Origin of the sequence: Faunimonas pinastri, assembly GCF_900110915.1 — a bacterium.
GTDB classification, from domain to species: Bacteria; Pseudomonadota; Alphaproteobacteria; order Rhizobiales; family Afifellaceae; genus Faunimonas; species Faunimonas pinastri.
Genome location: NZ_FOFG01000003.1, coordinates 1 through 13,609 on the forward strand (window position 1 = coordinate 1; position 13,609 = coordinate 13,609).

Annotated in this window: 11 protein-coding genes; 1 reads left to right on the forward strand and 10 read right to left on the reverse strand. The window is 62.1% G+C overall.

The genetic code is table 11. The annotated features are described in order from the left end of the window. Positions 1 to 280: 280 nt before the first annotated feature. The 10 genes from BMY25_RS05480 to BMY25_RS05525 all read right to left on the reverse strand — a co-directional run bounded on the left by BMY25_RS05480 (position 281) and on the right by BMY25_RS05525 (position 11,986). A complete protein-coding gene (locus BMY25_RS05480) occupies positions 281 to 1,528 on the reverse strand; it encodes an aminotransferase class I/II-fold pyridoxal phosphate-dependent enzyme (protein ID WP_092495630.1) in 1,248 nt (415 codons plus the stop codon). A gap of 16 nt (positions 1,529 to 1,544) precedes the next feature. After that, entirely contained in the window at positions 1,545 to 2,414 is an 870-nt protein-coding gene (locus BMY25_RS05485; protein ID WP_092495631.1) for an ABC transporter permease, read from the reverse strand. Next, positions 2,414 to 3,391, reverse strand: coding sequence for an ABC transporter permease (locus BMY25_RS05490; RefSeq protein ID WP_177176720.1), 978 nt, complete (start codon positions 3,389 to 3,391; stop codon positions 2,414 to 2,416). Before BMY25_RS05490 ends, BMY25_RS05485 begins: the two co-directional genes overlap by 1 nt. Positions 3,392 to 3,481: 90 nt before the next feature. Further along, on the reverse strand, positions 3,482 to 5,062 hold the full coding sequence (locus BMY25_RS05495; protein ID WP_092495633.1) for an ABC transporter substrate-binding protein: 1,581 nt from the start codon (positions 5,060 to 5,062) through the stop codon (positions 3,482 to 3,484). Between the two features lie 5 nt (positions 5,063 to 5,067). Further along, a complete protein-coding gene (locus tag BMY25_RS05500; protein ID WP_092495634.1) occupies positions 5,068 to 6,081 on the reverse strand; it encodes an ABC transporter ATP-binding protein in 1,014 nt (337 codons plus the stop codon). Next, on the reverse strand, positions 6,078 to 7,094 hold the full coding sequence (locus BMY25_RS05505) for an ABC transporter ATP-binding protein (protein ID WP_177176747.1): 1,017 nt from the start codon (positions 7,092 to 7,094) through the stop codon (positions 6,078 to 6,080). The genes BMY25_RS05500 and BMY25_RS05505 overlap by 4 nt, the downstream gene beginning before the upstream one ends. A gap of 202 nt (positions 7,095 to 7,296) precedes the next feature. After that, complete coding sequence (locus BMY25_RS05510; protein ID WP_092495635.1) at positions 7,297 to 8,211, reverse strand: DeoR/GlpR family DNA-binding transcription regulator; 915 nt, start codon at positions 8,209 to 8,211, stop codon at positions 7,297 to 7,299. 738 nt (positions 8,212 to 8,949) lie between these two features. Beyond that, positions 8,950 to 9,777, reverse strand: coding sequence for a carbohydrate ABC transporter permease (locus tag BMY25_RS05515; RefSeq protein ID WP_092495636.1), 828 nt, complete (start codon positions 9,775 to 9,777; stop codon positions 8,950 to 8,952). Further along, on the reverse strand, positions 9,774 to 10,682 hold the full coding sequence (locus BMY25_RS05520) for a carbohydrate ABC transporter permease (protein WP_092495637.1): 909 nt from the start codon (positions 10,680 to 10,682) through the stop codon (positions 9,774 to 9,776). The genes BMY25_RS05515 and BMY25_RS05520 overlap by 4 nt, the downstream gene beginning before the upstream one ends. A gap of 62 nt (positions 10,683 to 10,744) precedes the next feature. Next, positions 10,745 to 11,986, reverse strand: a complete 1,242-nt coding sequence (locus BMY25_RS05525; protein WP_177176721.1) for an ABC transporter substrate-binding protein — start codon at positions 11,984 to 11,986, stop codon at positions 10,745 to 10,747. 387 nt (positions 11,987 to 12,373) lie between these two features. On the opposite strand from BMY25_RS05525, the gene BMY25_RS05530 reads away from it, so the two are divergent. Beyond that, positions 12,374 to 13,567, forward strand: a complete 1,194-nt coding sequence (locus tag BMY25_RS05530) for an ROK family transcriptional regulator (RefSeq protein WP_092495639.1) — start codon at positions 12,374 to 12,376, stop codon at positions 13,565 to 13,567. Positions 13,568 to 13,609: the final 42 nt, after the last annotated feature.

The following is a 13,609-nucleotide window of genomic DNA, read 5'->3' on the forward strand; positions in this document are numbered from 1 at the left end:
GCAGGATCCCGATGATCTGCTCTTCCGTGAATCTCGCTCGCTTCATTCCGTCCGTCCGTCCTTTCAAGGGCCGGACTCTAACGCCGCGTGGAGGAAATTCTCAGGGGCAGGTCATCGACGTAGCGCCTGTGATTTCGGTGTCCGCCTTCAGGCATGAGCAATGCAAGCTGCCCCGGTTGCCCCAGCCGGACTCGCCCCCGCCCCCCATCCATACTGACGAGGTCCCTCCGCGAGCCACCCGGTCCTGATGCGCAGGCCGTCCAGCCGCAGCGGCCGCGCTTCAAAGGCAGAAGCGACGAGCGATCTGTCCATGAGATCGGATCAGATCGGTCACGCGGTTTCTGAGCTCCGCCACGCTTCCCTGCGCCTGAAGAGCCCGCGCGATGATCGATGCCAATTCGCGAACGCTCCCGTCGTCGAATCCGAGACGGGCGATCTCGTTGGCCCCAATCCGCAGACATTGTCGTGGCGGCCCTCCGGGGCGATCCGGCCAAACATCCGTGACCGTGGTGAGAAGCCCGATTTGCTCCAACCGCGCCTGCGCGCCTTCGGCCGTCTGGGAGATGTCGATCAGGACCATGTGCGAGGCCGTATAGCCCAGGCGGGCCCCGACCATGGAAAGACCTTCTCCGGCCAGGGTCTCCGCCAGGTTCCGGGCCGTGGTAAGGATCGCCGTGGCAAGCTCCGGTCCAAACGCGACCATCTCAGCAAACACATAGCCAAGCGCAGCCACGCGGTTGTTCTGGTAATTGTCGAGCCGGACACGTGCCACCTTCCGGATCCGGTCTGCAATCGCGTCTTCGCGTGAGACGATCAGTCCGCCAACCGGCCCCGGGAAGGTCTTTTGCGTCGACCCCGTCAGCAGGGTCGCACCGTCTCCAAGCGGGTCTTGGAAAGCGTGGCCCGCGATCAGGCCGACCACATGGGCGGCGTCGTAGAACACGTCGGCGCCAACCTGTTGCGCGATTTCCACGATATCCCGAACGGGATAGGGGAACAGAATCTTCGCCGTCCCTATGACGATCAGGCGTGGACGTTCGCGACGAACGATCGCCTCCAAAGCGTCGAGATCGATCTCCAGGCCATCCGCGCTGAACGGCAGGTCGAGTATGCGGAGGCCCATGAGGCCCGCAAAGCCTTCCGGGCGCACGGATGCATGCCCGCCGAACAAGGAACTCGGCGCAACGATCACATCGCCCGGACGAGCCAGCGTCAGCAACGCGGTCTCGTTCGCGATCGACCCAGCCGGGGGACGTAACTCAACCCGGTAAGGCGCGAAAAGCCGGCTGGCAAGATCGTGGACGACCGTCTCCATCCTGTCGATCCACTTGGCGCCCGCATGTGCCCGGGCCCCGAACTCTCCGGACGAAAACTTGCCCGCGAAGCTTGAGCCCATGAGACGCATGACTTCTGGAGACACGCGATTCTGGGAAGCCACCAGATTGAGGCATTGGGCAACCCTGTAGTTTTCGTGCTCTTCCGCGGCGCGAAAAAGATCCCGGGCGCTGGTCTGCGCAAAAGTCGACATGTTGATCGAGGCCCTTTCAGGGGCGCCGGAGGGCGGGTTTCAGATGCTTGGTCGAGCGCCTCACGCTGCGCCTCAATTTCGGGCTCAAGGCACGGGTCAGGCTGTCGCCCAGGAGATTGAGACCCAGCCCGGTGATACTGAGCGCGAGGCCCGGGAAGAGCGGCATCCAGAATGAGACGAGCAGGAATTGCTGAGCATTGCTCAACATAGATCCCCAGCTGACCCGGCTAGGGTCGCTCAGGCCGAAGAATGCGAGGCCCGCCTCGAGCAGGATGGCGGCCGACATCAGCAGCGACGCGTTGGCGATGAGCGTCGGCAACGTGTTGGGGATCAGGTGACGCAGGATCACCCGCAAGGTAGTGGCACCGGCCGCAATGGTCGCTTCCACGTATTCGGCCCGGCGCAGCGTCTTGAACTCGGCCCGTGTCAGGCGAGCGACCTGCGGCCAGCTCACGAGGCCGATCGTGACGATCACCGTCCAGATACTGGTGCCGAACAAGGAAACCAGGGTCATCGCCAGAAAAAGGCGCGGAATGATGATGAAGAGCTGGATCACGCGGTCCAGAACAGCATCCAGGGCACCGCCGTAATATCCCGCGGTGGCTCCGATGGCCAGCCCGAGCACCAAGGCGAACGCAACCGACAAGAAGCCGACCAGAAGGGCGGTTCTGGCGCCGGCGACGATCCCGGCAAGGGTGTCGCGGCCCAGATTGTCGGTCCCGAAAAGATGAGCCGCGGAGGGCGCTTGCAGGGTCGCCGCCGGATTGGTCGCCAAAGGATCGACCGTGAGAAGGCTTGGCCCGAACAAGCCCACGAGGATGAGGAGCGTTACCAAAGCAAGACCAAGTATCCCGGCAGGCTCGAGCGCACGAATGAAACGGCCCATCAGCGATGCCTCCCGGCACGGATGCGCGGATCGAGCAATCCATGAATAACGTCCGTCAATGCGTCGACCACGATGGTCAGGAGAGCCGAGATCAACAGCAGGCCGATGATCAGAGGCCGGTCGCGACCGAGGACGCCGTCTAGGATCAACCGGCCCAGACCCGGCCATCCGAACACGATTTCGGTCAGGGTCGCCCCTGTCAGCATCGTGCCGAACGAAATGCCCGTGATCGTGACCACCGGCAGCAGGGCGTTGCGCATGGCATGGTGCATCAGGATGGCCCGCCGGCTAACGCCTTTGGCCATCGCGGTCCTGATATAATCCTCATGCAACACCTGGATGAGGCTCGTTCGGACAAAGCGTTGCGTCACCGCCATATGCCACGCGCCAAGGGCGATCGCGGGCAATACGACATGCCACGCTACGTCCCGGACGCTGTTCCAGAGGCCCGGGCGAACAAACAGAGAGTGCATGCCGAACACGGGAAACAGATGCAGCTTCACGGAGAACAGGGCGATCAGGAGCTGAGCGAACCAGAAGACTGGAAGGGAAAATGCCAGAACCGATAGGATCCGGATCGCACTGTCACCCAGCGATCCCGCCCGCGTGGCGGAATAGACGCCGGCGATCATGCCGAAGATCGAAAAGACCACGATGGAGGTGACGAGCAAAAGCAGCGTGGCCGGCAGGCGCTCTCGGAACAGGTCCCACACGGGGGTCTGGAACCGGATGGAATAGCCGAGGTCGCCCCGAAGCAGATGCCCCAGATAAATGCCGTACTGGGAAATAATCGGCTGGTCGAGGCCGTACTGGGCCCGTAGCCGGGCGACGAATTCGGGAGAAGCGCCTCCGTTTTCACCCACCAGGGAGGAGATCGGATCGCCTGGAGCGAAGTGGATCAGAATGAAACTGAGCGTCACGACGCCCCAAAGGAGCCCGACGGCCGAAAGCAAACGGAGCGAGATCGCCTTGATCATCGGGGCACGCAAACCAGGCGCTGGACAGCGCATACCCCGCCGGTATCGGTCACATCGGCGCTCCCAAAGCCGCCGTTTGTGGATGCCACCTTAGCCGACACTTGAAACATCTTCGTAGCTGTCGCGATGCGTGCCGCCTGGGGGGAGTCCCTTGAAGACGCTCCTGAAGGCGTAGGCGAAATCATCCTCGTAAAGCGGAATGACCGGAACGTCCGTCATCACCGCGTCGACGATCTTACGGTATATCCCGTGCCGCGCCGCCGGATCGATCTCTCGGACACCCTCCGCGAACAGCTTGTCGACTGTCGGGTTGCTGTAACCCATGCCGTTCGTGTAGGCGCCCTTGCCGATCTGATCGGTGGTGAAGCCCTTCGCCATGATGGCGGGGTCGGGCCCGAACGAGGGATTGGACAAGCCGAGCTGAAAATTGCGCGTCGTGAACATCCGGTCCACCGCGGCCGCCTCGTCGACCTTCTGCAGATCGAGATCGATCCCAGCCTTCCCGAGCCAGTCACGGAGCAGATTGGCGATCGGCTCGAACTCCGCCCAGCCGGTCGAGACGACTATCGAGAGACCGAAGCGCTTGCCTCCCGCGCCGCGAGGGAAGCCGGCGGCATCCAGCAAGCCCTCCGCCTTTTCAAGGTCGGGCTTGTAGATCGTATCGGTTTCGGCATTCGGCACATACCAGGAGATCGGGTTTTCAGCGATCCGCCCCACGCCCTTGCGCACGGTGCTCAGGATGGCATCCTTCTGAACCAACATGGCAAGGGCCTGGCGCACTTCGCGCTTGGCCAGGATCGGGTCGCCGGTGTTGATGATGAGGCTGCCCGTGCCCCGGAAGAGGTACTGCGCCGTGCCAATCACCCACCCCTTCGGTGCGAGACGCTGCTTCAGGGTTTCCACCAGATCGAACGAGACGCCGAGCGGCGCGAAATCAATCTGGTTGGCTTCCATGGCGGCCACCATGGTGTTGGTATCGGGAATGATGACGAAGACGAGCTGATCGAGATGCGGCTTGCCGGGCTTGAAATAGTCGGCGTTCTTTTCGAGCCGCAGGAAGCTGCCTTTGCTCCATTCCGCCAATTTGAACGGTCCCGTTCCGATCGGTTGGCTGTTGGCGGGATTCTGCATCACATCTGTATTCTCGTAGATGTGCTTTGGCAGAATCGTCGCATGTCTCACTTCGAGCAGCGAGATAAACGGCGCATACGGGTATTTGAGCCTGAATACGACCGTATTGACGTCCGGCGTGTCGATGCGGTCGATGGCCGCGAAGTTGATCTTGCCGACGGGATGCAACGGCAACAGCACCTGCTCGAATGAGAACTTCACATCCGCCGAGGAAAAAGGCTGTCCGTCATGCCATTTGACGTTCGGAACGAGGTTGAACGTGTAGGTCAGGCCGTCCGGGCTGATGTCCCAGGACTTGGCCAGATCCGGCACAGGATGGCCGTCGCGATCGAAGCGGGTGAGCGCGCTGTAGATGTTGGCGCTCACCAGTTGCACGCCGCCGACCGTCGTGACCGCGGGATTGAGATGGCGGGGTTCGCTTGTGCGAAGGCCGACGACGAGATTGCCGCCCTCCTCAGCGAAAGCGGTCGACCAAGGCAGTGCAAAGGAAGCCGGAAGACTCGCAAGAAGTGTCAAAGCATTTCGTCTGGTGATGCTCATCGAGCTTAACTCCTGGAGGCTGTTCCGGCACCGAGCGGAAAGTGACAGGCGACCGAGTGGTCAGGCTGAACGGATCGCCATTCTGGTTTGACGGCTGAGCATATCGCTTCGGCACGGGGGCATCTTGGATGGAAGCGACAGCCGGAAGGGGGAGAGACGGGAGACGGCAAGTCCCCCTTCAACAGCAGTCTTTCGCGTCGGCGGGTACGAGAAAAGTTGGGAACCGCCGAGAGAAGAGCCGCCGTATAGGGATGGAGCGGGTTTTCGTAGAGCGTTTCCGTTGGGCCGAGTTCGACCACCTGGCCGAGATACATGACGGCAACCCGGTCGCTGATATGTTCGACCACCGAAAGATCATGTGAAACGAATATATACGACAACGCCAGCTCGGCCTGGAGATCCTGAAACAGATTGATGATCTGGGCCTGGATCGAAACATCCAGAGCAGAGACTGGCTCGTCCGCAATGATCAGGTCGGGGCTCAGGGCAAGCGCCCGCGCGATACCCACACGCTGCCTCTGCCCGCCGGACATCTCGTGAGGGAATCGTGCCGCGTAGTCGGGACGTAGCCCGACCTTTTCGAGCAGTGCCGCGACCTTGTCGCGGCGCTCGCGACCCGACCCGATCTTGTGAATCGCGAACACCTCCGTCAAGGTTTCCGCAACCGACATGCGCGGATCGAGCGAAGCCAAAGGATCCTGGAACACGATCTGCATGCGGCGGCGCATCTGCCGCATCTGGCGCGGCGATTGCGACAGCACGTCCTGCCCGTCGAAGCTGATCGTCCCGGCCGTCGGCTCTTCCAGACGGAGAAGAAGGCGCGCCGTAGTCGACTTGCCGCACCCGGATTCGCCGACGAGACCAAGGGTCTCGCCGCGGCGGAGGGTGAAACTGACGCCGTCGACAGCCCGGACGACCTGCGGCGTGCGACCGAACCCGTTGGGCGTACCGAAATGCTTCGTCAGACCCTGCACGTCGAGCAGGATGTCTGGCGTCTCGCCTTGTGCCGCAGCGGTCACGATGCCGTACCCGCCAAGGCCAGCGCATCGGAGCACGCGGCCCAACAAGCCACGAAATGGCCCGGGCCAACCTCCCTTCTCGGCGGCTGTTCGGCCCGACACAGGTCACGGCGGCCTTCGAGCCGCGGGCAGAAGCGGCATCCGCCTGGAAGGTCCCAGAGCGGCGGGATCGATCCGGGGATCTCCTGCAACCGAGAAGCTCGGCCGGAGCGACGGCCACGCGGGATCGCGGCCAGCAGGCGTTGCGTGTAGGGATGACGCGGGTCGTTCAACAGCTTGTCAACCGGCGCGGATTCCACGATCCGCCCGGCATACATGACGCAGACGTGTTCCACGGCCTCGGCTAGCACACCCAAGTCATGCGTGATCAGGATCATCGCCATCTGGCGTTCCTCGCGAAGCCGCATCAGCAGATCCATGATCTGGGCCTGGATGGTGACGTCGAGAGCGGTTGTAGGCTCATCCGCGATCAGAATGTCGGGGCGACAGGCCAACGCAATCGCGATCATGACCCGCTGCCGCATTCCACCGGAGAACTGGTGCGGGTAGTCCCGGGCACGATCCCGCGGGGCCGGAATGCCCACGAGGGCCATCAGATCGACGGCCTGATTGATGGCGTCGCGCTTGCCGACCCTCTGGTGGACCCGCACCGCCTCCGCGATCTGCTCTCCCACGGACAGCACCGGGTTGAGAGAGGTCATCGGCTCCTGAAAGACCATGGCGATGCGATTGCCGCGGATTTTCTGCATCTCACGATCGGAACGGCGGCACAGATCTTGACCCCGGAAGAGAATTTCGCCTCCGGCCACCCGGCCGGAGGGCCGTGGCAGCAGACCCATGATCGCCAGGGCCGTCATGCTCTTCCCGCATCCGGACTCTCCGACGAGACCGATCGTCTTGCCCGCCTGAAGGCTGAACGAGACACGGTCGACGGGTGACACCAAACCTTCCGGCGCGTCGAACGCGACCCGCAAATCGCGAACTTCAAGAATGGGGGCCGTGTCCGCTGACATCACGGCCAACGCTGTCTCAGTGCATCGGTGCGATGCGGAAACCAACAGGTGAGCATGGTCCAACTACCCAGGAGGCGACTTTGGTGTCAGCGCCAACGCGGTGACGGCGAGTTAAGGCTTAGATCGTCACTCATATATGTTGTAAGTACAACATCATTAATGTGGCATGTCGCACATAAAATGGGCGATCAAGCGGGGTGAGCTACTCGACGAATGCCGGCAGTGCCTCAGCCTCGCAGATGCAAAGATCCACGCCTGCGGTCTGGATGGCGTCGTGCAATGCAACGGCCGGCGCGGCATCGGTGACGATCACATCAACGTCGCCCAGGGCTATGATCCGCTCGAGGTGGAACAAGCCGAACTTGCTCTGGTCAATCAGCAGGACGTTTCGCTCGGCCATGTCGATCATCGCCCTGAGATTCCATGCAACGGCCGAGCGCGATTCCGAGGGGCCGTCCGGCGTCAATCCACTGGCCCCATAAAAGACAGCGTCGACGCGGAACCGTCGCAGAAAGGCCTGCGTCTCAGGACCGAATACGGCTTGTTCGCTCGGATCATAGTCGCCGGGGGCAAGCACGACACGGATCGATGGACAGCGTCCCAACGTGGCAGCCACGATCAGGCTGGTTGTCAGCACGGTGAGGACGTGGCCTGTCTCTCCAAGGTGCTGCGCGAACTGCAAGGATGTTACACCCGAGCTGATAAACAAAACTTCGCCGGGACGAACCATCCCAGCCGCAGACCTGGCAATCAGATCGCGGGCAACGACATTGGCCTCCATCCGCTCGGTCAGGCTCCGGTCGACGCCTAACGCCGCAGCAGCTCCCCCGTATGTGCGATGGATTTTTCCCTCGCGGCTAAGCAGGTCAAGATCGCGTCTGATGGTCTCCGTGCTCACGCCGAATTCCTCGGCCAGTGCATTCAGCCGGATAGTCGCATTAAGCTGCACGGCTGCGATGATGCGCGTCAGCCGAGCAGCCCTGTCGCTGTTGATCCGTCGGTCTGTCTTCTGCCTCATCGCCTTAATCTCGGAGCCCCAGGCGGCGACTTCTGCATGCTCGATGAGCCGGCCGCAATGGCTTGAGCGAAACGCATAGGACACATCCGGGTGCGCCATTCATCCTGTGACACAGGCAGGAGCGAGCGCTGGCACCAACGATCGAGAACCGCATCCTGCTTAAAGCCACCACCCGCCCGGCGACCTGGAAGCCCGAGATCGCCAACTTCGCCGCCCACCACGACAGCAGCCGCTACCACGAGAGCGTGGACGATCTCACCCTCGCAGGACGTCTAGACAGGCCAGGATGACGCCATCCTGGCCGAACGCGACGCGGCTTCAGTTCGCGAGTCGGATACCCTCGGCGTCGAAGCGCTCCAGCTGGACGCGTTGCCCGAGTTGAGCCCTGAGATAGTCCGCCCCTTGGATCATGAGGCTCTGGTAGGCAGATATGAGCGGACGGGGCAGTCGTGCAAAAACAGCTGAGAAGTCGTTGCTCACCACCATGTTGTGCATCAGCGCGACCGCGGAAGCGGAGTGCGACGAAATCCATAGCAACGGAAGCCCACAGTGTTCGAATGACGGGTTGCTGGGCGTTTGGAAATGTTATGGAACAGCCGAAATGGGGCGAAAGCGGTCGAACCATGTCAGCGGCGCCTCGATCCACGCGAACGTCGCAAACGGGTGGAAGCAGTCCGGCGGCTTTGTCTGCGCAAGTGCGGAAAGCTGCCGATCAATAGCAGTGAGACACAGAGGTACGCGCCCCCTCGCCGGCGCGACAAGACTACAGGCTGGGTCAGGATGTCGATGGTGCAGACGAGAGTCTCGGCCTCTTCGACCAGGCGCTTGACCTCGTCGTCACTTGGAGCTGCCGCCCAGCATTCCGCGAACGAAGGCTTTCTGGAAAACCAGATAGGCGACCACGACGGGAACGATGGAGATCAGGGTGGATGCCATGAGCGGGCCGTACTGAACCTCAAGGCCACTCGTCAGGGCGTTAAGTTGAACCGTGACGGGGCGTGCCCGGTCAGTGCTCGTCAGCGTCATGGCGAAAAGGAGGTCGTTCCAGATCGAGCGGCTCTGGATGATCGCCAAGGCCGCCAGGCCGGACTTGGATGCAGGCAGCAGGATGCGGAAGAAGTAGCCCGCCGGGCCGCAACCATCGAGCATGGCGGCCTCGAAGATCGATTTCGGGACGGAGGCGAAGAAATTCCGCAAGAAGAAGGTGCAGATCGGCACACCGTAGGCCGTGTGCACGAGCCACATGCCGGGAATGGTGTTGTAGAGGCCGAGATGCCGCATCAGGTCGAAAAGGGGAACCTGCACGATCTGGTAGGGGACCAGCATCCCGGTCAGCAGGAAGAAATAGATGATCATCCCCGTCCTGCCCCTGAGTTGGGACAGCGGGAATGCGCCGATGGCGCCGACCAGCACCGAGAGCAGTGCGCCCGGAAGCGTGATCGCGATGCTGTTGATGAAGCTGCGGCCGATCTGGTTCCAGGCCACCGCATAGTTGCCCCAGTCCGGCCGGTGCGGCAGCGAGAGGATCTGCACGATTTCCGCCGGGCTCTTGAGCGACGTCAATAACGCCATCCCAAGCGGTGCGAGGAACACTGCGGACAGGAGAACGGCCGCGGCGAAACGGATCGGCGCATCGCGATCCGCCGGCAGGGAGGAGGCGCTCATGCCTCCGTCCTTTCCACATGCCGCGCCATATAGGTGATGTAGGGAAGGATGAAGACGGCAGCCATGACGAGAAGGGTGACGGCGATCGCGCTTGCCTGCCCCATGTTCAGCCGGCCGAAGGCGACGTCATACATCTGCGTCGCCAGCACGTCGGATGCGTAGGCCGGCCCGCCATTCGTCATCGCCCAGACGATGTCGAAAATCCGCATCGCATCCACCGCGGAAAGCCCGAGCACGATGATCGTCGATGGCCAGAGAAGCGGGAAGGTCACCCGCCAGAAGATCTGCCAGGCATTGCCGCCATCCAGCCGGGCCGCCTCGATGCATTCGGAAGGGAGATTTCGGAGCCCGGCGGAGAAGACGATGAACGAAAACCCTGCCGTCCACCAGAGCGCCGCACCCATGATGGCATAGGTGACGATCGCCGGATTGCCGAGCCAGTTCTGGGCGAGTGCGCCCAAACCAAGCGACTGCATCACGACGGTGATCAGGCCGTGGCTGGGCTCATAGAGCCAGCGCCACATGGAGGCCACGGCGACAGGCGGAATGGCGTAGGGCAGGAAGAAGATGACCTTGAAGATCGTTTCGCCGCGGATCTCCCGATTGAGGAGAAGCGCCAGCGCGAGACCGAGCGAGGGCGGCGCCAACAGGTAGAAGATCAGCCATTTGATGTTGTTGATGAGGGAATGGAGGAATCTCTCCTGCCCGAACAGCGCCGTGTAGTTGCGCAAGCCGACCCAAGTTCGATGCGCCGAAAGGCCGTTCCACTTCTGGAAGGAGGTCAGGATCGTTTCCGCCACCGGCAACAGGTAGAACACCGCGAAGAGCAACACCGGCAAAGCGAGGAACAGGGCGTAGACCAGTCTGGCGCGAGAAGCGCCCGGAGTTGCGCTGGTGATGCTCATTCGGATCTTTCTGCGGGGGAGACGTTTGGCTCTCCCGATGAGACGGGAGAGCCGGGCCGTGATCACCAGTTGACGAAGGCGTCGTCTTCCTTGTCCTGCAGGCGCAGGGCTTCCAGCGTCTTCAGCACCGTATCCAGCGTCGCGTCGGAGGGGTCGCTGGCGAAGCGCTCCAGCTGGTTGCCCATCTCCGAGCCGAGATTGGTGGGCAGCAGGAAGAAGAGGTTCGGCAAGACGACGTTCTCGGCTTCCGACGCCTGCAGCTGCTTCACTTCCTTCTGCCCGACATAATCGTAGATCGACGGATCGGTCTTCAGGTTGGCCGCGATGGAGCCCTTGTACTTGTTGAAGGAAGCCTGCGCTTCGGTGCTGGCGGCCGTGAGCAGGAAATTGTCGGATGTCTTGCTTTCCTTCGGCGTCGCGATCACGTCGACCTGGATCAATGTCGCTTTGCCTATGCCGGGAGCGGGGAAGAAGTCGTAGTCCTTGCCGGGCTGCAATCCGCGCTCCTTCATGTAGGCGGACACCCAGTCGCCCATCATGTACATGCCGACATCCTTGTTCACGAGGTCGTCGCCGCCCTGCGCCCAGGTCTTGCCACTCCAGTTCTTGGAGTAATGCTTGACGAAAGTGTCGCGGTAGAGTTCGAAGGCCTTGCGAATTTCGGGGCTGGTGAAGGACACCTCGCCCTGTGCCATCTTGAAGTAGCCGTCGGGCCCGAGCACCGAGAGCAGCGGGGCATAGAAATTGTACATGCTCCAGAACGGGCCGGATGCATTGCCGAGCGGGGCAATGCCCGCCGCCGCGAGCTTGTCGCAGACGGCGTCGAACTCCGCGATCGTCTTAGGCGGCTGGAGGCCGAGCTTGTCGAAAACGTCCTTGCGATAGAAGACGTTGCTGATCACCCCCATGTTGAGCGGAATGGCGTAGGGCTTGCCGTCGATCTTGACGACGCGCTGCAGGCCGCGCGGGAAGATCTCGTCGCCCTTCACCTGCTTCCAGACGGAATCGATGGAAGCCAGCTGGTCGGCATCGACGAAGGTCTTGAGCTCATACCCCATCGCGCTCTGGTAGGCGGTGGGGGGCGTGCCGCCCAGAAGCGCGGTCTGCAGCTGCCGTCGCATTTCCAGGGTGTTGCCGGGAATAACGCGATGCGTAACCTCCGTGTCCGGATGCTTCTGGTTGTCGAGCGCGACAACGGACTCGATGGCCTGCTTTTCCGCACCTGAACCCCAATAGGTCCAGACTTCGCTGCTGCTCTCCTGAGCCGATGCGGCGGAAGAAAGGGTGATAATGCTGGCCGCCAAAAGCAAGGCAGTCCTTCGGGTCATCTTGAGCACTGTTGCCTCCAACCTCAATGACGGCCATTTGTCCGACATCAAGATAAAATCTGGCCAGACTAAGCCAGGAGAGTCAATCTGCCGGGATGCTGAGTCATTGTGCAGCAATTGCGGATCATCGAAGCAGGCCATTCTTCGAGGCCATATTGTGTGAATTACGAAAGCGAAATTGAGGAGTCTCCTGGGATGAATCGTCCGGAAATCCGCGATTTCTCAGCTGATTTCAGCAAAAATGCAGAATGTCTCAAATTTGTGCGGGCAGGTTTGGAAGGACGGGATATCGGAGTTCGTGCCATTGACGCTTCTGAAACGGGCGCTTAGTTTTTCTGATAAGCAGATTAATAGAGTTCCGCGATGGCCGCGACCGTCCTTCAGCAGGCAGGGCTTCATCCCTCGATCCTTCGCAGGATCAACTCCATCCGTCTTTTCCACGCGCTGCGGCAGCACCCGGCCGTCTCGCAGCGGGAGCTTGTCGACCTGACGGGCGTGGACAAGTCTACGGTCTCCGCGATCATCAGCTATTTCCATTCCCTGGGCCTGATCGAGCGCGCGCAGGACACGAGAAAGCGCGGGCCGGGGCGTCCGGGCGATGCGCTTCAGCTTGTCAGCAGCGCGGGGATCCTGGCCGGCGTTCATATCGAGCCGGACAGGCTTCGCTATGTTGCCGCCGGACTGAACGGGAGCCCGATCGCGTCGCTGGACCGCCAGATGCCGCCGGACATCGCCGACGTGCCGGGTGCCGTAAAAGCAGGCCTGCTTGAACTGGCGGAGCAGGCCGGCCTGGCCTTCGATGCGTTCCGCTCCATCGGGGTGGTGGTGCCCGGCCTGGTAACCAATCGCGGCCGCCTCGCACAATCACCGAACCTGCGCCTCAATGATCTGGAACTCCACGAACTTCTCGCGACGGCAATCGGCACCCACGTACATGTCGGCAATGACAGCCGAGCCGCGGCGATGGCCGAGAAGCTTTTCGGCCTCTGCATGGATGCGGACGACTTCATCTATATCGACAGCGCGTCCGGCGTGGGCGGCGGTCTCTTCCTCGGTGGCCGGCTTTATGGCGGTCCAGGCGGCTTTGCCGGCGAGATCGGCCATCTCAAGGTCGTGCCGCATGGCCGCCTTTGCACATGCGGCGGCACGGGGTGCCTTTCCGCCTATCTAGCCGAGCACGCGCTGAAGGATCGGCTCTGGCAACAGGGATGCCGGGTTCGTGATCTCAAGGAAATCGGCGAGCGGGCGCGGGCCGGCGATGGCGTCGTCCTGGGCGTTCTCGATGAAGCGGGCGAGATGCTTGGAATTGGCCTCGCCGATGTCGCGAACCTGTTCAATCCGCCTCTCGTCGTGCTCGGCGGTGGGTTGGCACTCTGCTTCGAGTTCATGCAAGCGGGCGTCGACCGCTCGCTGGGAAAGCATGCGCTCGCCGCTCCGCGCGCGCAAATGGCCATTGCCCTGTCCAGCCTCAGCACCGATCCCGTGCCGCGCGGCGCGCTGGCGGTGGCGCTCGACGGTCTCGCTGATCCGGCCGGCGAGGGCTCCTTTCCCTGGTAGCCCTGTCTCTTCCCCTCATCGTCCAGCCGCCCCGAAGGAATG

What these genes read in the sequence shown, in the direction of transcription:
- BMY25_RS05485 (WP_092495631.1), bottom strand. Translation starts at nt 2,414, where the DNA reads ATGGGCCGTTTCATTCGTGCGCTCGAGCCTGCCGGGATACTTGGTCTT.
- BMY25_RS05505 (WP_177176747.1), bottom strand. Translation starts at nt 7,094, where the DNA reads ATGTCAGCGGACACGGCCCCCATTCTTGAAGTTCGCGATTTGCGGGTC.
- BMY25_RS05490 (WP_177176720.1), bottom strand. Translation starts at nt 3,391, where the DNA reads ATGATCAAGGCGATCTCGCTCCGTTTGCTTTCGGCCGTCGGGCTCCTT.
- BMY25_RS05530 (WP_092495639.1), top strand. Translation starts at nt 12,374, where the DNA reads ATGGCCGCGACCGTCCTTCAGCAGGCAGGGCTTCATCCCTCGATCCTT.
- BMY25_RS05480 (WP_092495630.1), bottom strand. Translation starts at nt 1,528, where the DNA reads ATGTCGACTTTTGCGCAGACCAGCGCCCGGGATCTTTTTCGCGCCGCG.
- BMY25_RS05515 (WP_092495636.1), bottom strand. Translation starts at nt 9,777, where the DNA reads ATGAGCGCCTCCTCCCTGCCGGCGGATCGCGATGCGCCGATCCGTTTC.
- BMY25_RS05510 (WP_092495635.1), bottom strand. Translation starts at nt 8,211, where the DNA reads ATGGCGCACCCGGATGTGTCCTATGCGTTTCGCTCAAGCCATTGCGGC.
- BMY25_RS05495 (WP_092495633.1), bottom strand. Translation starts at nt 5,062, where the DNA reads ATGAGCATCACCAGACGAAATGCTTTGACACTTCTTGCGAGTCTTCCG.
- BMY25_RS05520 (WP_092495637.1), bottom strand. Translation starts at nt 10,682, where the DNA reads ATGAGCATCACCAGCGCAACTCCGGGCGCTTCTCGCGCCAGACTGGTC.